Here is a 19,270-nt window from a genome sequence, read left to right on the forward strand (position 1 = left end):
CCCCGTCTCACAGCTCGTTCTTCTTCTTGTTACGGCCGCTGATCAGGAAGCCGATCCCGGCGCCGAAGGCGAGCCCGACCCCGATGATCCACCAGGGGATGCCGTTGCTGTCGCTGCCCTTGGCGTCCTTCTCAGGGGCGGTCGACGGCGCCGCGCTGCCCGCAGGCTTGGGGCCGGTGGCGTTCAGTGCGGCCACCAGGTCCGTGCCGCCGAAGGATCGCGGGTCGGCGCCGGCGGCGCGCGCGGCGAGCACCAACTGGGCGTAGGCGGCGGGGCCGTTCTGCTTGGCCCAGTCCGCCGAGTTCTTCTCCAGCCACTTCAGGGGCTTCTGCGCGGCGGCACCGTGCGAACCGGCCGCCAGCGCGACGACCGCATCCGCGGTGTTGCCGACGTCGGGCTGCGCCTCCGCGCCCGGCATCGCGGACATCAGGTGCTGCCCGTTCTTGTCCAGCTGCGCGACGAGGTAGGCGCTCGCGGCCGACGCGGCCCGCGCCGGGCTGCTCTTCGCGCCGGGCTTGCCGTCCTTGCAGGCCAACGCCTCGACCGGCTCGTCGACGTCCTTGCCCGCGGGCGCCACGACGAAGCCCTTGCCCAGCGCGCCCAGCGCGGCGGCCGCGGTGGCATCGGCGTTCGGGGCCAGCTCGCCGTCCTTGGGCTGGAAGGCGAACGCGCCCCGCTCGCCCTCCTTGGCGTCACAGCCCAGCTGGAAGGCCCGCAGCGCATCGTAGGGGCTCTTGCCGCTCTTCTTCGCCGTCACGGACGCGGGCTTCTCGTCCACGGAGACGAGCGCGCCGATGACCACCGAGGTGGAGTTGGCGTCGCTGGGCGAACCGGGCATCGAGCTCCAGCCGCCGTCCTCGTTCTGCACCGACTTCAGCCACTTCACGGCCTTTTTCACGGTGTCGTCGTGCCCGCCGAGCGCGGCCAGCGCCTGCACCGCGGCGCCGGTCTGGTTGGTGTCCCGCATCGTCTTCGCGTCGCAGGCCTTGCCCGGATCGGCGCGGAAGCCCGTGAACGAACCGTCGGCGCACTGCTGCCCGGTGAGCCAGTCGATGCCGGACGCCGCGGGCCGCACGCCCATCGTGTCCTGCGCCAGCAGCGCCAGCGACTGCCGCCAGACGCCGTCGTACTGCGGGTCCTTGGTCCCGTACAGCCCGGCCGGCAGCTTCTTCGGCGACGGGGACGGGGCGGCGTCGGCGGCGTAGGCGGCGGGGGCAGCGGCCGCGCCCAGCAGGGCCACGGTGGCCAGCGCCGGGGCGGCGCGGCGTGCCAGGACAGCGAGGGAATGCGTCATGGGAGCCATGGTGGCCATCGGGTCGGTGCCTCTCGGGTCGGATTGCAGCGCTGGTACGCAGTGGTGGTACTGACGTGGTACGCAGCCGCGCTCGGCCGGCCCCCGCGCTCCGGAGGGCGGATCGCGGGGGTGGCACCGGGCTCAGCTCCGTATACCTCGACGGTGCCGCGCACCGGCCGTCGAGTACGGCTTGGTGGCGGAGCCTTGGTCGTGCCCCAGCGGGTGCTCCGGCTCGGACGGCGAAGCCGAGAGCTTGGGGGAGGGTCAGCGCCGGATTTCCACCGGCTTCCCCCGATCGGGCACGGATGAAGTTGTCCCGCACACCCTAACCGGCGGCCGCGCCGCCCCCGCCTCCCGTACGGCGCCGGCGAACGCCCCGCCGCCCGGCCCGTCCCCTTGCGCCTACGGCAGCACGCGGCTGCACACGGCTGCACACGGCTGCACACGGCTGCACCGACGGCAGCACGCGGCCTCCCGGCGCCCTCGGCCTGTTACGGAAGTCACCGGCGACCCGGGACGCACCGACCGCCGTGACGCGCCTGCCTTCTCTGCCTCTACACCGCGAGGTACGTCGCGGGGTCCGACCCCGGCACCATCTCGGCATGTCCCAGCTTCACCAGGCGTCGCAGATGTGCCTCGGCCTCCGAGACGGCGATGTTGCGGGAGCCGTAGGGGATCTGTTCCCAGGGGCGGTTCCACTCGATGGACTCGGCGAGTTCCCAGGCGGTACGCGGTTCGCGGAGCAGAGCTCTCAATCCGGACAGCCGCTCCTCATGGTGAGCGATGAGCTCGCGTACGCGCCCCTCCGCATCGGTGAACGCATGCTGATGCGCGGGCAGCACCTCCGCCGGCGCCAGCCGCCCGATCCGCTCCAGGGAGTCGAGGTAGTCGCCCAGGGGGTCGGTGGCTGAGGTTTCCTCCGGGTCCTCGTACAGGCCGATGTGCGGCGTGATGCCGGGCAGAAGATGATCGCCGGAGAAGAGCCGCCCGAAGCCGCCGGCCCGCCCCGAGGCCCCGGCCCCCGACGAGGCCCCCACCCCCGGATGCTCCTCCTCCAGATGCAGGCACACATGCCCCGGCGTATGCCCCGGCGTCCAGATGGCGCGCACTCGCCTCCCCGGCAGATCGAGCAGCTCACCGGGTGCGATCTCCCGGTCCGGCAGCGCGGCCCGCCGGCCGGGCAGCTTCCGGCCGCGCCCTCCCGCGCGAGCCTCCCGCAGCGGCGCCAGATGGGCTTCCGGTGCGCCCGCCGTCGTCAGCTTGACGAGCAGATAGTCGAGCCACTGCCCCGGTACGGCCTCCCGGGTGCGCCGGACCACGGCCGTATCCGCCGCATGCATCGCGATCCAGGCGCCGGACGCCTCCCGCACCTTGGCCGACAGCCCGTGGTGATCGGGGTGGTGATGGGTGATCAGCACGCCATGGATGTCGGCGAGGGCGAACCCGCACGCGGTGACCCCGGCGACGAGCGTGTCCCACGAGTCCGGGTCGTCCCAGCCGGTGTCGATCAGCACCGGCCCGCGATCCGTCTCCAAGAGGTGTACGAGGGTGTGGCCGAGCGGGTTGTCCGGGATGGGCACGGCGATGCTCCACACCCCGCCCTGGTGGTCGGTCACCTGCGTCGTCATCCCGGTCCCCTCTCGGTGTGCCGTACAACTTCACTATAACTAGAACTGGTTTCAAGGCATCCCGAAGTGGCCCTTGTGGTGCCGGGGTTGGGATTCTGTCCGCCCCGTGGACTCCGTCAACTAGAACTGGTATCAGTTCCTGTGCGTACCGTAATCCTGATGAGGCGTCAGGAACGGAGACCTCGGACCGGAAACCGCCCCGTCAGCGAGCAACGCAAGAACCCGCACACGAACCAGGCCAAGAACCCAAGAACCACCCCAAGGACCGGCGCAGGAATCAGGGCAGCAACCGTCAGAACCGTCGGGAGGCGGCAGCGATGAGCGACGACCTCGTCGAGCACGGAAAGCTCTATATAGGCGGTGAGTTGGTCGACCCGGCCGGCCGCGACACGATCGAGGTCGTCTCGCCGCACACCGAACGGGTCATCGGCCGCGTCCCGCACGCCTCGCGGGCCGATGTGGACCGTGCGGTGGCCGCGGCCCGTACGTCCTTCGAGTCCGGGGTCTGGGCGAACGCCCCTCTGGAGGACCGGATCGCGGTGGTGACCCGCATCAAGGACGCCATCGCGGTACGCAGCGAGGAGATCGCCAAGGTCATCAGCTCGGAGAACGGCACCCCGGTGACCTCCGGTGTCATGGTGCAGTCGCTGGCCGCGATGATGGCGTGGGACTCGGCGCTGACCGTGGCCCGCGACTTCCCCTTCGAGGAGCGGCGGGCCGGGGCGCTGGGCCCGATCCTCGTACGGCGCGAGCCGGTCGGGGTGGTCGCGGCCGTGGTGCCGTGGAACGTCCCGCAGTTCACCGCCGCCGCCAAGCTCGCCCCGGCGCTGCTGGCCGGCTGTTCGGCGGTGCTGAAGGTGTCGCCGGAGACCCCGCTCGACGCGTACCTCCTCGCGGAGATCGCGACCGAGGCCGGGCTGCCGGAGGGCGTGCTGTCGATCCTGCCCGCGGACCGCGAGGTGAGCGAGTACCTGGTCGGGCACCCGGGCGTCGACAAGGTGTCGTTCACCGGCTCGGTGGCGGCGGGCAAGCGCGTCATGGAGGTCGCGGCCCGCAACCTCAGCCGCGTCACGCTGGAGCTGGGCGGCAAGTCCGCCGCCGTCATCCTGCCGGACGCGGATCTGGACGCGGCGGTGGCCGGCATCGTGCCGTTCGCCTGGATGATCAACGGGCAGGCCTGTGTGGCCCAGACCCGGATCCTCGCGCCGCGCAGCCGGTACGACGAGATCGCCGAACGGTTCACCGCGGCGGCGGCCGCGCTGAAGGTCGGCGACCCGCTGGATCCGGCCACCGAACTGGGCCCGCTGGTCGCCCGCCGCCAGCAGCAGCGCTCGCTGGACTACATCGCGCTCGGCCAGCAGGAGGGCGCCAAGGTCCTCACCGGCGGCGGCCGGCCGAAGGAGCAGGCCACGGGCTGGTACGTCGAGCCGACCCTCTTCGGCGAGGTGGCCAACTCCATGCGGATCGCCCGCGAGGAGATCTTCGGCCCGGTCATCTGCCTGCTGCCGTACGACGACGAGGCGGAGGCGGTGCGGATCGCCAACGACTCCGACTACGGGCTCTCCGGCTCGGTGTGGACGGCCGACGTCGAGCACGGCATCGACATCGCGCGGCGGGTGCGCACCGGTACGTACTCGGTGAACACCTTCAGCATCGACATGCTCGGCCCGTTCGGCGGCTACAAGAACTCCGGGGTCGGGCGGGAGTTCGGCCCCGAGGGCTTCGGCGAGTATCTGGAGCACAAGATGATCCATCTGCCGGCGGGTGCGTGATGGGGGACCGCTGGCGGGTGGAGGTGGACCGGAGCGTATGCATCGGGTCCGGGATGTGCGTCGGCGCGTCGCCGGACGGTTTCTGGCTGGACTCGGCGCGGCAGTCGCATCCGGTGGCGCCGGAGGGGGATGCCTCCGAGGGCGTGCTGGCGGCGGCGGAGGGATGCCCGGTCGAGGCGATCCTGATCACGGTCGCGGAGACGGGGGAAGCGGTGTTCCCACCGGAGGAGTGAGGGGCGCGGGGCGGGGCGGGAGCCCCTAGGGGGCGGGGGCGGCGGACCCGTAAGGGTACGGAGGGCCCCTTGCGGGACCCACTACCCGGGCGGTCGGCGGGGCGAACGCGCGGAGGGACGTCGGGACGCCCCGGCCCCCCGGCGGCGCCTCCCGCTCGTCCTTCCGGTGCGGCTCACCCCTCCGGCGTCGTCACCCCGATCAGCCGGCACACCGTCTCGATGTCGATCTTGACCTGGGCGATGGAGGCGCGGCCGGACAGCCAGGTGATCAGCGCCGAGTGCCAGGTGTGCTCGATGACCCGGACCGCCGAGAGCTGTTCGGGGGTGGGCGGTCCGTCCAGGCCCATCGCGTCGAGGATGATCGCGGTGGTCAGCCGGGAGACGGTGTCCACCTCGGGGCTGACGGAGCGGTCGGCGAAGGTCAGGGCGCGCACCATGGCGTCCGCCAGGTGCGGTTCGCGCTGCAGGGCGCGGAAGGCCCGCATCAGGGTCTGGGCGACCCGCGCGCCCGGGTCCTCCTCCGACGGGGGGCGCTTGCGCAGCGTTTCGTGCATGTGCTGGAGCTGGTCCTGCATGGTGGCGACCAGCAGATGCACCTTGGAGGGGAAGTAGCGGTAGAGGGTGCCGAGCGCGACGCCCGAGAGCTCGGCGACCTCCCGCATCTGTACGGCGTCGAAGCCGCCACGGCCGGCCAGCTTGGCGCTGGTGTGCAGGATGCGGCGGCGCCGGGCCTCCTGACGCTCGGTCAGGGGAGGACTCGCGGGAAGCGTCGGCCCGGCCGCCCCGGCCGCCTTGGATTCCGTAGTCATGTGTCCCATTCCGTGGCTTTCCGTCCGCTATGCGGTGAGTGCCGGTGCTGTGATCGGCACAGCATGGCAGGGGGTCGGGTCGTGGCGCGAATCACCTGGTGCGCCTCTGTTGGCTTCGTTCTCGGCCGGTAGATTCAAAGCTTCTGAACTGATCGGTAACCGGCTGCCGGGCGGCAACCGGCCGATTCGTCCGTCGACGACCGGCCGACGGTCGGCCGAACAGTTCTGAAACTTGTTCTAGATTACCGCCAGCGGTTACGCTCCGGCGAAAGTCCAGTGAGAAGGGGGCCGAGCGTGACCGCAGAGGCCGTCCAGGCAGCCGCGCCCCGCCCGGCAGAGGCCCCCTCGGCCTCCGCCCCGACGGGCGGCGACCGCCCCCTGAGCATCGCGATGCTCACGTATAAGGGGAACCCGTTCTGCGGCGGACAGGGCGTCTATGTACGGCACCTCTCGCGCGAGCTGGCGCGGCTGGGCCACACCGTCGAGGTCATCGGCGCCCAGCCCTACCCCGTCCTCGACGACGGGGTGACGCTGACCGAGCTGCCCAGCCTCGACCTCTACCGTCAGCCCGACCCGTTCCGCACGCCGAAGCGCGGCGAGTACCGCGACTGGATCGACGCCCTAGAGGTCGGCACGATGTGGACCGGCGGCTTCCCCGAACCGCTGACCTTCTCGCTCCGCGCCCGGCGCCATCTCGCCGCCCGCCGCGGCCACTTCGATGTCGTCCACGACAACCAGACCCTCGGCTACGGCCTGCTCGGCGGCCCCGGCGCGCTCGGCGCCCCGCTGGTCACCACGATCCACCACCCCATCACCGTCGACCGCCGCCTCGACCTGAACGCCGCCGCCGACTGGAAGCGCCGCGCCTCCGTCCGCCGCTGGTACGGCTTCACCCGGATGCAGAAGCGCGTCGCCCGGCGGCTGCCGTCCGTGCTGACCGTCTCCGGCTCCTCCCGCCAGGAGATCGTCGACGACCTCGGCGTGCACCCCGGCCGGATCCACGTCGTCCACATCGGCGCCGACACCGACCTCTTCTCGCCCGACCCGGCCGTCCCCGAGGTGCCGGGCCGGATCGTCACGACCTCCAGCGCGGACGTCCCCCTCAAGGGCCTGATCCACCTCGTCGAGGCGCTCGCCAAGGTCCGTACCGAGAACCCCGAGGCGCACCTCGTGGTCGTCGGCAAGCGCGCCGACGACGGGCCGGTCGCCGCCGCCATCGAGCGGCTCGGACTGTCCGGCGCCATCGAGTTCGTCAAGGGCATCAGCGACGCCGAGCTCGTCGACCTGGTGCGCGGCGCCCAGATCGCCTGCGTCCCCTCCCTCTACGAGGGCTTCTCGCTGCCCGCCGCCGAGGCGATGGCCACCGGGACGCCCCTGCTGGCCACCACCGGCGGCGCCATCCCCGAGGTCGCCGGGCCCGACGGCGAGACCTGCCTGGCGGTGCCGCCGGGCGACGCCGGCGCGCTCGCCGCAGGGCTGCTGCGCCTCCTGGGCGACGACGCCCTGCGCCGCCGCCTCGGCGCGGCCGGCCGGGAACGCGTACTGGCCCGCTTCACCTGGCGGCAGGCCGCCCTCGGCACCGCCGAACGCTACCGCGAGGCCATGGCCCTCCAGGGCGGCCGGGCCGCCGCCGTCCGCCGCACCTGACACCGCCCCTTCTCGCCCTTCCCGCCCGTCGCCCGACCTCCACCCCCAGAAGACGGCGCTACGCGCCGACAGCCCGCCCGTCGCCCGACCTCCACCCCCAGAAGACGGCGCTACGCGCCGACAGCCCAACTACCGCCGGACGAAAGCAGAACGCCGTGCTGACCGTCGACTTTTCCCGTTTCCCGCTCGCCCCGGGCGACCGCGTACTCGACCTGGGCTGCGGCGCCGGCCGGCACGCCTTCGAGTGCTACCGGCGCGGCGCGCAGGTCGTCGCCCTCGACCAGAACGGCGAGGAGATCCGCGAGGTCGCCAAGTGGTTCGCCGCGATGAAGGAGGCCGGTGAGGCCCCGGCCGGCGCCTCCGCCACCGCCATGGAGGGCGACGCGCTGGCCCTGCCCTTCCCCGACGAGAGCTTCGACGTCGTGATCATCTCCGAGGTGATGGAGCACATCCCGGACGACAAGGGCGTGCTCGCCGAGATGGTCCGCGTGCTGCGGCCCGGCGGCCGGATCGCCGTCACCGTCCCCCGTTACGGCCCCGAGAAGATCTGCTGGGCGCTCAGCGACGCCTACCACGAGGTCGAGGGTGGCCATATCCGCATCTACCGCGGCGACGAACTGCTCGGCAAAATGCGGGAGGCGGGGCTCGAGCCGTACGGGACCCACCACGCGCACGGCCTGCACAGCCCGTACTGGTGGCTCAAGTGCGCCTTCGGGGTCGACAACGACAAGGCGCTGCCGGTGAAGGCGTACCACAAGCTGCTGGTCTGGGACATCATGAAGAAGCCGCTGGCCACCCGGCTCGCCGAGCAGGCGCTCAACCCCGTCATCGGCAAGAGCTTCGTCGCCTATGCGACCAAGCCCCATCTGCCCGAGGAGCCCGCCGCGGCCACCGAGGCCGCCGGCGCGCCGGTCCCCAAGGCCAGGAAGGCGGCCAGGTCCACGAAGCCCGCCGCCACCAAGCCCGCCGCCACGAAGTCGGCCAAGCCCGCCGTCAAGAAGCCCGCCAAGGCCGCCGCCCCGTCCGCCAAGCCCGCCTCCGGAGCCGCCAAGTGACGAGCCCCGGGCGTACCGAACGGCTGGTGCTGCCGGGGGTACTCACCGCCGAACAGGCGGCGCGTACGGTCGCGGGCATCCTGGCGACCCAGCGCGAGGACGGCGCGATCCCCTGGTTCCGCGGCCATCACCTCGACCCGTGGGACCACACCGAGGCCGCCATGGCCCTGGACGCGGCCGGCGAGCACGAGCGCGCCGAGGCGGCGTACGACTGGCTGGTACGGCATCAGAACCCGGACGGTTCCTGGTACGCGGCCTACGCCGACGGCGACGCCGACGCACCCACCGACCGCGGCCGGGAGACCAACTTCTGCGCGTACATCGCGGTCGGTGTCTGGCACCACTACCTGTCCACCGGCGACGAGACCTTCCTCGACCGCATGTGGCCCGCCGTCTACGCCGCCATCGAGTACGTCCTCGAGCTCCAGCAGCCCGGCGGCGAGATCGGCTGGAAGCGCGAGGACGACGGCACCCCGGTCACGGACGCGCTGCTGACCGGCTCGTCCTCCGTCTTCCAGGCGCTGCGCTGCGCGCTCGCGCTCGCCGAACAGCGCGAGGAGCCGCAGCCCGACTGGGAACTGGCCGTCGGCCGGCTGGGGCATGCCATACGCAGCCACCCCGAACGGTTCCTGGACAAGGCCCGCTACTCCATGGACTGGTACTACCCCGTCCTGGGCGGTGCGCTGCGCGGCGCCCAGGCCCAGGAGCGCATCGACGCGGACTGGGAACGCTTCGTCGTGCCCGGCCTGGGCGTGCGCTGTGTGCTGCCCAACCCCTGGGTCACCGGCGGCGAGAGCGCCGAACTGGCGCTGGCGCTGTGGGCGATGGGGGAGTCGGACCGGGCGGTGCAGATCCTCAAGTGGATCCAGCACCTGCGCGCCGAGGACGGCATGTACTGGACGGGCTATGTCTTCGACGACGATGCGATCTGGCCACGGGAGCTGACCTCCTGGACGGCCGGTTCGCTGCTGCTCGCGGTGGCCGCCCTGGGCGGCGACGAGGCGACCACCACGGTCTTCGGCGGGGAACGGCTGCCGGCCGGCCTCGACCCCGACTGCTGCCGCTAGGGACAGCCCCCAGGGCCCTGGGGGCGGCGTCCCATTCGGCGGGCTCCAGGTGGCGGGCCCCCGGCGGGCGGGTCACGCTGCGGACGTGCGTCCGCAGTCGACCGAGCCCGCCGGAGGCCGTTCCGTGTCCCTCTTCCCGCCTCACAGCTCCGCCCCATCGCCCCTGCGCCGGGCCGCCCTCGCCCTGCTGCTGGCCGGCACCCTGACGCTGGGTGCGGTCGGCTGCGGCCCCAACAAGACCACCGGATCCTCCGAGGTGCCGGGCGGCACCGGCTCCGCCGAGCGCCAGAAGTTCGCCAAGGCCCGGTTCCTCACCAACGCGGGCCTGGCCGCGGGCGCCACCTACCGGTGGATCGTCAAGCCGTACCGGGCCGGAAAGTTCAAGAAGGGCGCGAACGGGCGGACCTTCGCCCTGGTCAAGGCGGGCCTGGCGGGCGTGTTCACGTACAACAGGCTCAAGGCCGCGGTGGCCAACGCCAAGGGCGACCCGTCGCTCTCCAGGGCCGTCGCCCCGCTCTCCAGCGGTATCGACTCCCTCAAGAACCTGGGCACCAAACTGCGCAAGGGTCAGGTGAGCGGCGCCGATGTCGGCTCGTTCCGGAACGTCATCAACGACGTCAAGGGAGCGGGCAGGAGCGTGGGCGCGGAGGTGGCGGACAAGATCCCGTCCGCCATGCAGCTGGGAGGCTGACGGCGGTCGCCGCGCATTACCGTGCGCCCATGACTCTCCAGGGATCGCTCACCCACGAGCGCTACTGCGACCAACTCCTGGCCGAGGCCGAGCGGTTCCGGTCCCATCTGCGCGACGCCGACCTCTCCGCGACCGTGCCGACCTGCCCCGACTGGACGCTGGCCGACCTCGTCCGGCATGTCGGCGGTGCGCACCGCTGGGCCGGCACCATCGTCGCCACCCGCTCCACCGAGTTCGTCAGCCTCAAGTCCCATGTGCGGCAGGGGCCCGGGGGCACCGACCGCGAAGCCCTGGCCGTCTGGTTCGCCGAGGGCGCCGAGCGGACCGTGGCGGCGCTGCGCGAGGCCGGGCCCGACGCCGAGGTATGGACCTGGGCGCCGGTGCAGCGTTCGGGCTTCTGGGCCCGCCGGATGACCCATGAGACGCTGATGCACCGGGCCGACGCCGCGGCCACCACCGGCGCCGCCTTCGAGGTCCCCCAGGACGTCGCCGCCGACTGCCTGGAGGAGTGGCTCCAGCTGTGCGCCCTGCCGGTGCTCGCCGAGCGCCGCGCCGACCGCGCGGCGGAGGTGTTCGGGCCCGGCCGCAGCATCCACTTCCACGCCACCGACACCCCGCCCGAGCTGAACGCCGAATGGTTCGTCGACCTCACCGGCGATCCGCTCACCCACCGCCGCACCCACGAAAAGGCGACCGTGGCGCTGCGCGGCCCCCTCACCGACGTCCTGCGCGTGGCCTACCGCCGGCTGCCCGCCGGCAGCGACCGCGTGGAGGTACTGGGCGACCGCGGCCTGCTCGACCGTTGGCTGAACTGGGCGACGCTCTGAGCCGCCCCACCCGGCAGCTCAGGAGGTGAGTTCGGCCAGGACCCGTAGCGTCCGCGGATCCGGGGCGGTCACCAGCAGATCGGTGACCGGTCCCCGGCGCCACAACTCCAGTCGTTCCGCGATCCGTTCGCGCGGTCCGACCAGCGAGATCTCGTCCGCGAAGGCATCCGGTACGGCCAGCACCGCCTCCTCCTTGCGGCCTTCGAGGAACAGCCGCTGAATCCGCCGCGCCTCCTCCTCGTACCCCATGCGGGCCATCAGGTCGGCGTGGAAGTTCTTGGCGGAGTGCCCCATCCCGCCGATGTAGAAGCCGAGCATCGCCTTGACCGGCAGCAGCCCCTCGGCGACATCGTCACAGACCACGGCGCGCGCCATGGGGGCGATACGGAAGCCGTCCGGGGCGTCCGCCAGCGACGCCTGGTAGACGTCGGTGCGCAGCGGCGACCAGTACAGCGGCAGCCAGCCGTCCGCGATCCGGGTCGTCTGGGCGATGTTCTTGGGGCCCTCCGCGCCCAGGAAGACCGGCAGATCGGCGCGCAAGGGGTGGGTGATGGGCTTGAGGGGCTTGCCGAGGCCGGTGCCGTCCGCGCCGCGGTAGGGGTGCGCGTGGAAGAGGCCGTCCACCTCCACCGGGCCCTCGCGGCGCAGGGCCTGGCGGATGACCTCGACGTATTCGCGGGTCGCGGTCAGTGGGCTCTTGGGGAACGGCCGCCCGTACCACCCCTCGACGACCTGTGGCCCCGACAGCCCCAGGCCCAGCAGCATGCGGCCACCGGAGAGATGGTCGAGGGTGAGGGCGTGCATGGCGGTGGCGGTGGGGGTGCGGGCGGCCATCTGGGCGATGCCGGTGCCGAGTTCGATACGGGAGGTGTGGGCGGCGATCCAGGTCAGCGCGGTGAAGGCGTCCGAGCCCCAGGCCTCCGCGGTCCACACCGAGCCATAGCCCAGGCGCTCGGCCTCGCGGGCGAGTTCGAGATGCCGGGGGTCGGGGCCGCGTCCCCAGTAGCCCAGCGCCAGTCCCAGTCGCATAACGGCCGCCCCTCCCCGGGTCCCGGCTTTCCTGACGGCTCGTCAGGAAAGCGGCGTCCGGCGAACTGTACGGCCGGGCCGTGGACATGGCAACGGACGGGCGGCGGCCGGGTCGGACGGACGCCGGAGACGGCAGCGGCCCCCCGCCCGTGAAGGGCGGGGGGCCGCTGAAGGACCGCTGCGCGTCCGGCTGTACGTCCGGTGGTGGCCGGTCTCAGCCGCGCTGGATGCCGGTGGTGTCCTGGAGGACGCCGCGCCGGCCGTCCTGGGTCTGCGCGATCAGGGCCTGGCCGCGCTGCTCGACCGCGAGGTACCAGGTGCCGGGCGCCAGTTCGGCGATCGGCGCCGGGGAGCCGTCCTCGCCGTAGAGCGGGCGGGCGACGGGCACCGCGAACCAGAACGGCGCGAAGTCGGCCGGGGCGCCGGCCGCGGGGGCGGCACCCGCCGGAGCGGCGGCCGCGGGAGCGGCCGCGCCCTGCGGGCCGCCCGCCGTGGCGTCGGCCGGGGGCTGCTGGCCGTAGGGCTGGCCGGGCTGGGGCTGGCCGGGCTGCGGCTGCTGGCCGCCCGGGTAGCCGTAACCCTGGCCGGGCTGGGCCTGCTGCTGGGCGCCCGGGTAGCCGTAGCCGGGGTTGGGGTTCACGCCGTACGGGGACGGACCGCCGGCCGGCTTGTCCGGGACCAGCGCGGCCTTGAGGGCCGGCACCTGGTTGGTGGCCACCGCGGCGCCGGCCATCGCCAGCAGGGCGATGAAGGCGAGGATGCCGCCGATGCCGATGCCGCCGCTGTAGCCGCCGCTGCTGCCGCTGAACGGGCCGTCGAAGAGCGTCCACAGCGAGGACCAGGCGGCGAACACGGCGAACCCGGTGCCCAGCTGGCCGAGCTCCAGGCCGAGGACCTTGCGGTCACCCAGCGCGCGGCCGAAGACGATCAGCGCGGCGGCGAAGATGCCGGCGAGGAAGATCGAGGGGAGGACCGGGAAGATGCCGGATTCCCAGCCGTTGGGCATCCTGTCGTCTTCGGAGCTGCACGTTCCGGGGCAGCTCACGGAGTAGAACTTGAGGAACGAGGCGATGAACAGCAACACCGCTGCTCCGATCACCACGCCGTCGCCTCGAGTGAGGGAGCGGATGTTCACGTAAGGGTCCTTTGTCGTTTTCGTGGATCTGGTCGACGCTGTCGCTGGCGCGCGCGGTGCGAGGCACGGCAGGGACCCATCGTAAAGGGGAACCTATCGCCGAATCCGCCGGGCCGTCTTCTTGGTATCGGTTCCTGTACGGAATGCGGTATGAGGTGCCGTATGAGCGTCGTATGGGGCGCCGCGCGCGGGCGGTATCGCGGGTCCGGTCAGCTTGTCAGGAAGTCCGTAATGCCCTCGGTGATCCCGCGCGCCGCCTTTTGCCGCCAGGCGGCGTCGGTCAAATGCGCGGCGTCCTTCGGGTCGCGCATATTGCCGCACTCGATGAACACCTTCGGAACCGTGGAGAGGTTCAGGCCGCCGAGATCGGAGCGTACGTCGAGGCCCGTGCCGCCGCCGATGTAATTGGACGGCGCGCTTCCGGTGACCGCAACGAACCGTCCGGCCAGCCGCTCGCCCAGCTGCCGCGAGGGCGCGACGATCGCCGAGGTGTCGGCCGCGCCCGCCGTGACGCGCGCGGGCAGGATGACATGGAAGCCGCGGTCGCCGGCGGCCGCGCCGTCCGCGTGGATGGAGACCGCGGCGTCGGCGTGCGCGGTGTTGCCGGTGGCGGCGCGCTCGTTCACACAGGGGCCGTAGGGGCGGTCGCCGTCCTGGGTGAAGACGACCTTGGCGCCCTGGCGCTGGAGGAGCGCGCGGGCCCGGCGGGCGACGTCCAGGGTGAAGGATGCCTCGGCGTAACCGGCGTCGGTGGAGGTGCCGGTGGTGTCGCATTCCTTGCGGTCGTTGCCGATGTTCACCAGCCGGGCGATCTCCCCGCCGTGATCGCGGTTGCGCGGATTGTGGCCGGGGTCGAGCACTACGGTCTTCCCCTTGAGGCTGCCGTGCGGATCGCCCTTGCCCCGGCCCTTGTCCCGGCCCTTGTCCTGGCCGCTGCCGGCGCCGGAGCCATGGGAGCCGTCACCCTTGCCTGCCCCCTTGCCGCCCTTCCCGCCGTCATGGCCGGTCCCGCTGCCGTCGGTGGACGTGCTCGGGGCGGGGTGTGCGGCTCGCGGTGGCTCACCGCCGCCTCTGTGCGACCGGAGGACGAGATAGCCCGCGCCGGCAACCACCAGGACGGCGGCCAGCACGAGGAGGGCGGTGGTGCCGCGCAGGCGGCGGCGCGGGGGGAATGTACTGCCGTTCGACACGTCCGCGATCGTAGCCCGCGTGGCACCCGCCGCTCCTCCGTCGCCCCTCCGGCCTGCTCAGATGCCGGAACCGGTACGCCGCAGCACATGCAGCGACCGGTGCGCCGCGACCTCGGTGAAGGCGCCGGACTCCAGGGCCCTGCGGTAGATGCGGTACGGGGCCTGGCCGCCGTCCGCCGGGTCCGCGAAGACGTCGTGGATGACCAGCAGGCCGTCGGGCGCGACATGCGGCGCCCAGCCCTCGTAGTCGGCGGTGGCGTGCTCGTCGGTGTGTCCGCCGTCGATGAACACCAGGCCGACCGGCGCCTGCCAGACGGCCGCGGCCTGCGGGGACCGGCCCACCACGGCGATCACATGCTCCTCCAGGCCGGCGGCGTGCAGGGTGCGGCGGAAGGTGGGCAGCGTGTCCATCCGGCCGACCTCCGGGTCGACGACCGTCGCGTCGTGGTACTCCCAGCCCGGCTGCTGCTCCTCGCTGCCACGGTGGTGGTCGACGGTGACGGCCACCACGCCGGCGGCGCGCGCCGCGTCCGCGAGCAGGAGCGTGGACCGGCCGCAGTAGGTGCCGACCTCCACCAGCGGCAGTCCGAGCGCCGCCGCCTCGGCCGCCGCCGCGTAGAGGGCGAGCCCCTCGTCCACGGGCATGAAGCCCTTCGCCGCCTCGAACGCGGCGAGAATCTCCGGCTGCGGAGCTGTCGGAGCCGTGGGAGCGGCCATGGGCTTCCTCCTGGTGGTGCGGTCGGGGGTCGGGTGGCTCATGCTGCCGTACGGGGCGGGGCGCGCCGTGTGCGGGTACCCGGCGGACGGGCATATCGAGGCCCACCCGGAACGTCGTATTCCGATTCTGGATATCGGCATGCGGCCCGCATTTCCTGCCGGCCGATTAGCGGATGTCCGAATGCCGGAAATTCGGGGCGGGCGGCGTGCGGGGTGAGCGTGGGGGCGGGAGGGGCTATTGGCGGCCCGCGGCGGAAATTCACCGAACCGTTTCCCGTTCGGATCCGGACCGTTTCCTGATGAATGCGAACGGCTGCGGGAACCGGACGGCGCGGCCGACGGCGGTGCAGCTGACCTTCCGTCAGAATGGAACGTGTTCTAGTCTGCGGCCATGGGCATCGGAATCACGCAAGAGCAACGTGACCTGGCCGAGGCGGCGCGCGGCTGGGCCGCGCGGGCCATGCCGCCCGAGGAGATCCGCAAGCTGCTCGACGCCCCGCCGGGGCGGCACGGCAGGCCGGCCTACTGGGACCGGCTCGCCGCGCAGGGCCTGCTCGGACTGCATCTGCCCGAGGCGGACGGAGGAGGCGGCGGCGAACTCCTCGACCTCGCCGTCGTCCTGGAGGAGATGGGCCGCGCCGGACTCCCGGGCCCCTATCTGCCCACCACCCTCACCGCCGAACTGCTCCGCCGCGGCGGACACCGCGACCTCGTGCGGCCCCTCGCGGCCGGTGACCTCCTCGGCGCCGTCGCGCTCGGCGCGGGCTCCCTCACCGCCGTCGAAGGCGCCGACGGCTACGTCCTGGACGGCGCCGCGCCCCCGGTCCTGGCCGGCGGCGACGCGGACCTGATCGTGCTGGCCGCGGAGGCCTCCACGGGCACGGTCTGGCTCGCGGTCGACGCCGCGACGCTGTCCGTACGCGTCCAGGAAAGCGCCGACCCGACCCGGCCGACCGCCGAGGTGACCGCGGACGGCGTCACGGTCCCCGCCGAACGCCTCCTGGCGCTCGACGGCGCACTGGTCCGCGATCTGGCGGGGATCCTGTTCGCCGCCGAGGGCTGCGGCACCGCCGCCTGGGCGCTGACCACCGCCACCGAACACGCCGCCGTGCGCGAACAGTTCGGCCGCCCGATCGGCCAGTTCCAGGCCGTCAAACACCTCTGCGCCGACATGCTCGTACGCGGCGAACAGGCCCGCGCCCTGGTCTGGGACGCCGCCCGCGCCGTGGACGAGGCCCCCGAGGTCCGCGGCCTGGTCGCCGCGCTCGCCACCGCCACCGCACTCGACGCCGCCTTCACCTGCGCCAAGGACTGCATCCAGATCCTCGGCGGCATCGGCTTCACCTGGGAACACGACGCCCATCTCCATCTGCGCCGGGCCACCGTGACCCGCCAGCTGCTCGGCAGCGGCGACACCCACCGGCTGCGGGCCGCCCGCTACGGAGCGGACGGCGCCCGCCGGGCCCTGCGCCTGGAACTCCCGGCCGAGGCGGCGACTTACCGAGCCGAGGCCCGTACCGCCATCGACGCCGCACGCGGCCTCGACCCCGCCGCCGCCCGCCGCGCACTCGCCCCCACCGGATACGCCGCCCCCCACCTGCCCGAGCCCTACGGGCTCGGCGCCGCCCCCGTCCGGCAACTGGCCATCCAGCAGGAGCTGGCGGAAGCCGGAGTCAGGATCAGCGACCTGGGCATCGCCACCTGGGTCGTCCCCTCGCTCATCGCCCACGGCACCGACGAACAAAAAGACCGCTACCTGCTGCCCTCCCTGCGCGGCGATCTGCTCTGGTGCCAGCTGTTCTCCGAACCCGAGGCCGGCTCGGACCTGGCCTCGCTGCGCACCCGCGCCGAGAAGACGGACGGCGGCGGCTGGCGGATCAACGGCCAGAAGGTGTGGACGTCCGCCGCGCAGTGGTCGAGCCACGGCATCCTCCTCGCCCGCACCAACCCCGACGCGCCCAAGCACCAGGGGCTGACCTTCTTCCTCGTCGACATGAAGACCCCCGGGATCGACGTCCGCCCGCTGAAGGAGATCACCGGCGACGCGCTCTTCAACGAGGTCTATTTCGACGATGTGCTGCTGCCCGCCGACGCGGTGGTCGGCGAGGTCGACAACGGCTGGAAGGTCGCCCGCACCACCCTCGACAACGAACGCGTTCACATGGCCGACCAGTTGACCTTCGACACCGGGCTGGAGGCGCTCATCGACCGCTCCGCCGAACTCGACGGAGCCGTACGGGCGCGAGTGGGCGCACTGGCCGCCGAGGCGCACGCCCTGGGCTGCATCGGGCTGCGCACCACGCTCCAGCAGGTGTCGGGCCTGGAACCGGGCGCCGGCGCCAGCATCCGCAAACTGGTGCAGACCCCGCACCAGCAGAAGGTCGCCGAGCTGGCGCTGGAGCTCCTCGGCCCGGACGGCGCGGCGCGCGAGGGAGCCGGCGAGCGGGCGCTGCACGGCTTCCTGATGTCGCGCTGTCTGACCATCGCGGGCGGCACCACCCAGGTGCAGCTGAACGTCGTCGCGGAGCGGCTGCTGGGCCTGCCCCGCGATCCCGAGCCCCGCCCGCTGATCTGACCGCTTTCCGCTCCGGGCGCCCCTGCTCCGACCGCCCGGTGACCCTCTCTCCGGCAGCTCATTGGTGACTCTCCAGGAGGACCTGCATGGCTGGCAAGGCGTACATCGTCGGTGTCGGGATGACCAAGTTCGAGAAGCCCGAGACCCGCGACTGGCAGTACTGGGACATGGCGAAGGAGGCGGGCGGCAAGGCGCTCGCCGACGCCGGGATCGGCTACGAGGCCATCGAGCAGGTGCCGGTCGGCTACTGCTACCAGGCCTCGACGGCCGGGCAGCGCGCCGCGTACGAACTCGGCCTGACCGGCATCCCCGTCTACAACGTCAACAACAACTGCGCGACCGCCTCGACCGCGCTGATGATGGCGCGCCAGTTCGTCGAGGCGGGCATCAACGACTGCGTCCTGGCCCTCGGCTTCGAGAAGATGAAGCGCGGCGCGCTCGGCGGCGGCGCGGACGGCGGTGACTTCGCCACGTCTCCGGTCGCCCGCCACTACGGGGTGATGGCGGCCGCTCACGGCTTCGAGATGACCCCGCCCACCGCCCAGATCTTCGGCAATGCGGCCCGCGAGCACATGGAGCGCCACGGCACCACCGCCGAACAGCTCGCCGCGGTCGGCGCCAAGAACCACCGGCACTCCGCGCACAATCCCCACGCCCAGTTCCAGGACGTCTACACGGTCGAGGAGATCCTCGCCGCCAAGACCATCCACCGGCCGCTGACCAAACTCCAGTGCTCCCCGACCTCCGACGGCGCGGCCGCGGCCGTCATCGCCTCCGAGCGCTTCGTACGCGAACACGGCCTGGAGGACCGTGCGGTGGAGATCGTCGCCCAGGCCATGACCACCGACACCGGCGACAGCTTCGCCTCCGGCTCCTGCATCGACGTCGTCGGCAAGCCGATGTCGCGGGCCGCCGCCCGGCAGGTCTACGCGGCGAGCGGACTGGGCATCGAGGACGTGGACGTCATCGAGCTGCACGACTGCTTCTCCATCAACGAGCTGCTGACGTACGAGGCGCTGGGCATGTGCGCGGACGGGGACTCGGGGAAGCTGGTCGCCGACGGCGCCACGACGTACGGCGGGCGCTGGGTGGTCAACCCCTCCGGCGGCCTGATCTCCAAGGGCCACCCGCTGGGCGCGACCGGTCTCGCCCAGGCCGCCGAGCTGGCGTGGCAGCTACGGGGGACGGCGGGGGAGCGCCAGGTACCGGGGGCGCGGGTGGGACTGGCGCACAACATCGGTCTGGGAGGCGCGGCGGTGGTGACGCTGCTCCGGAGGTGAGGGGCGGGACGGCGGGGGCGCGGCGGGGCGGCTGAGGGGCGCGGGCCCCTGCGGCGGCGGGGCCGCGGGGGCGGCTGAGAGGCCGCGGGCGGGCGCCGCGGGGTCGGTGCAGCGGGCCGCGAATGGCGTTAACTCAGCCGCCGAAGCGGGTAGTTGGTCTGCAAGGGGCCCTCCGTACCCTTAGGGGACCGCCGCCCCCACCCCCTACGGGGCTCCCGCCCCGCACCCCGGCCGCCCGCCCCGCCTACGCCTCACGGCCTAGGTCTCCGGGCAGCTGCCGGATGCGCCGATATGCCGATGCAGGGTGCACGCGTCGAATGC

16 protein-coding genes are annotated in these 19,270 nt (G+C 72.8%); 9 read left to right on the forward strand and 7 right to left on the reverse strand.

What is annotated here, in order from left to right; genetic code table 11:
• Window positions 1-7: 7 nt before the first annotated feature.
• A complete protein-coding gene (locus ACIRPT_RS09355) occupies window positions 8-1,294 on the reverse strand; it encodes a prenyltransferase/squalene oxidase repeat-containing protein (RefSeq protein WP_403824500.1) in 1,287 nt (428 codons plus the stop codon).
• Window positions 1,295-1,848: 554 nt separating this feature from the next.
• Entirely contained in the window at window positions 1,849-2,922 is a 1,074-nt protein-coding gene (locus tag ACIRPT_RS09360; protein ID WP_403824502.1) for an MBL fold metallo-hydrolase, read from the reverse strand.
• Between the two features lie 317 nt (window positions 2,923-3,239).
• Here ACIRPT_RS09360 and ACIRPT_RS09365 point away from each other — a divergent pair, with 317 nt between their 5' ends.
• Together ACIRPT_RS09365 and ACIRPT_RS09370 are read left to right on the forward strand one after the other, a co-directional pair.
• Window positions 3,240-4,694 carry an aldehyde dehydrogenase gene (locus tag ACIRPT_RS09365; RefSeq protein ID WP_403509165.1) on the forward strand — a complete coding sequence of 485 codons (1,455 nt, stop codon included), beginning with the start codon at window positions 3,240-3,242 and terminating at the stop codon, window positions 4,692-4,694.
• Window positions 4,694-4,927: a ferredoxin gene (locus ACIRPT_RS09370; RefSeq protein ID WP_403509168.1), complete on the forward strand. Its 234-nt coding sequence runs from the start codon at window positions 4,694-4,696 to the stop codon at window positions 4,925-4,927. Before ACIRPT_RS09365 ends, ACIRPT_RS09370 begins: the two co-directional genes overlap by 1 nt.
• Window positions 4,928-5,100: 173 nt before the next feature.
• Here ACIRPT_RS09370 and ACIRPT_RS09375 read toward each other — a convergent pair whose 3' ends face one another.
• A complete protein-coding gene (locus ACIRPT_RS09375) occupies window positions 5,101-5,736 on the reverse strand; it encodes a TetR family transcriptional regulator (protein ID WP_403824506.1) in 636 nt (211 codons plus the stop codon).
• Between the two features lie 294 nt (window positions 5,737-6,030).
• On the opposite strand from ACIRPT_RS09375, the gene ACIRPT_RS09380 reads away from it, so the two are divergent.
• The 5 genes from ACIRPT_RS09380 to ACIRPT_RS09400 all read left to right on the forward strand — a co-directional run bounded on the left by ACIRPT_RS09380 (window position 6,031) and on the right by ACIRPT_RS09400 (window position 11,023).
• Window positions 6,031-7,383, forward strand: a complete 1,353-nt coding sequence (locus ACIRPT_RS09380) for a glycosyltransferase family 4 protein (protein WP_403824508.1) — start codon at window positions 6,031-6,033, stop codon at window positions 7,381-7,383.
• A 155-nt stretch (window positions 7,384-7,538) separates the two neighbouring features.
• The gene (locus tag ACIRPT_RS09385; RefSeq protein WP_403824511.1) at window positions 7,539-8,438 is read left to right on the forward strand and encodes a class I SAM-dependent methyltransferase; all 900 of its coding nucleotides are present in this window, start codon (window positions 7,539-7,541) and stop codon (window positions 8,436-8,438) included.
• Window positions 8,435-9,505 carry a prenyltransferase/squalene oxidase repeat-containing protein gene (locus ACIRPT_RS09390; protein ID WP_403824514.1) on the forward strand — a complete coding sequence of 357 codons (1,071 nt, stop codon included), beginning with the start codon at window positions 8,435-8,437 and terminating at the stop codon, window positions 9,503-9,505. Before ACIRPT_RS09385 ends, ACIRPT_RS09390 begins: the two co-directional genes overlap by 4 nt.
• A 124-nt stretch (window positions 9,506-9,629) precedes the next feature.
• On the forward strand, window positions 9,630-10,196 hold the full coding sequence (locus ACIRPT_RS09395) for a hypothetical protein (RefSeq protein WP_403824660.1): 567 nt from the start codon (window positions 9,630-9,632) through the stop codon (window positions 10,194-10,196).
• Window positions 10,197-10,225: 29 nt separating this feature from the next.
• The gene (locus ACIRPT_RS09400) at window positions 10,226-11,023 is read left to right on the forward strand and encodes a maleylpyruvate isomerase family mycothiol-dependent enzyme (protein WP_403824516.1); all 798 of its coding nucleotides are present in this window, start codon (window positions 10,226-10,228) and stop codon (window positions 11,021-11,023) included.
• Between the two features lie 18 nt (window positions 11,024-11,041).
• On the opposite strand, the gene ACIRPT_RS09405 is transcribed toward ACIRPT_RS09400, so the two are convergent.
• The 4 genes from ACIRPT_RS09405 to ACIRPT_RS09420 all read right to left on the reverse strand — a co-directional run bounded on the left by ACIRPT_RS09405 (window position 11,042) and on the right by ACIRPT_RS09420 (window position 15,094).
• The gene (locus tag ACIRPT_RS09405) at window positions 11,042-12,052 is read right to left on the reverse strand and encodes an LLM class F420-dependent oxidoreductase (RefSeq protein WP_403824519.1); all 1,011 of its coding nucleotides are present in this window, start codon (window positions 12,050-12,052) and stop codon (window positions 11,042-11,044) included.
• A 214-nt stretch (window positions 12,053-12,266) separates the two neighbouring features.
• Window positions 12,267-13,187 carry a hypothetical protein gene (locus ACIRPT_RS09410; protein WP_403824522.1) on the reverse strand — a complete coding sequence of 307 codons (921 nt, stop codon included), beginning with the start codon at window positions 13,185-13,187 and terminating at the stop codon, window positions 12,267-12,269.
• 209 nt (window positions 13,188-13,396) lie between these two features.
• Entirely contained in the window at window positions 13,397-14,377 is a 981-nt protein-coding gene (locus ACIRPT_RS09415; protein WP_403824525.1) for an N-acetylmuramoyl-L-alanine amidase, read from the reverse strand.
• 57 nt (window positions 14,378-14,434) lie between these two features.
• On the reverse strand, window positions 14,435-15,094 hold the full coding sequence (locus ACIRPT_RS09420) for a class I SAM-dependent methyltransferase (RefSeq protein ID WP_403509195.1): 660 nt from the start codon (window positions 15,092-15,094) through the stop codon (window positions 14,435-14,437).
• Between the two features lie 391 nt (window positions 15,095-15,485).
• Here ACIRPT_RS09420 and ACIRPT_RS09425 point away from each other — a divergent pair, with 391 nt between their 5' ends.
• Window positions 15,486-17,669, forward strand: coding sequence for an acyl-CoA dehydrogenase (locus tag ACIRPT_RS09425; RefSeq protein WP_403824528.1), 2,184 nt, complete (start codon window positions 15,486-15,488; stop codon window positions 17,667-17,669).
• Window positions 17,670-17,755: 86 nt separating this feature from the next.
• Window positions 17,756-18,949: a lipid-transfer protein gene (locus ACIRPT_RS09430; protein ID WP_403824531.1), complete on the forward strand. Its 1,194-nt coding sequence runs from the start codon at window positions 17,756-17,758 to the stop codon at window positions 18,947-18,949.
• Window positions 18,950-19,270 lie beyond the last annotated feature (321 nt).

Origin of the sequence: Streptomyces sp. NPDC101227 (assembly GCF_044767545.1) — a bacterium.
Taxonomy (GTDB): domain Bacteria; phylum Actinomycetota; class Actinomycetes; order Streptomycetales; family Streptomycetaceae; genus Streptomyces.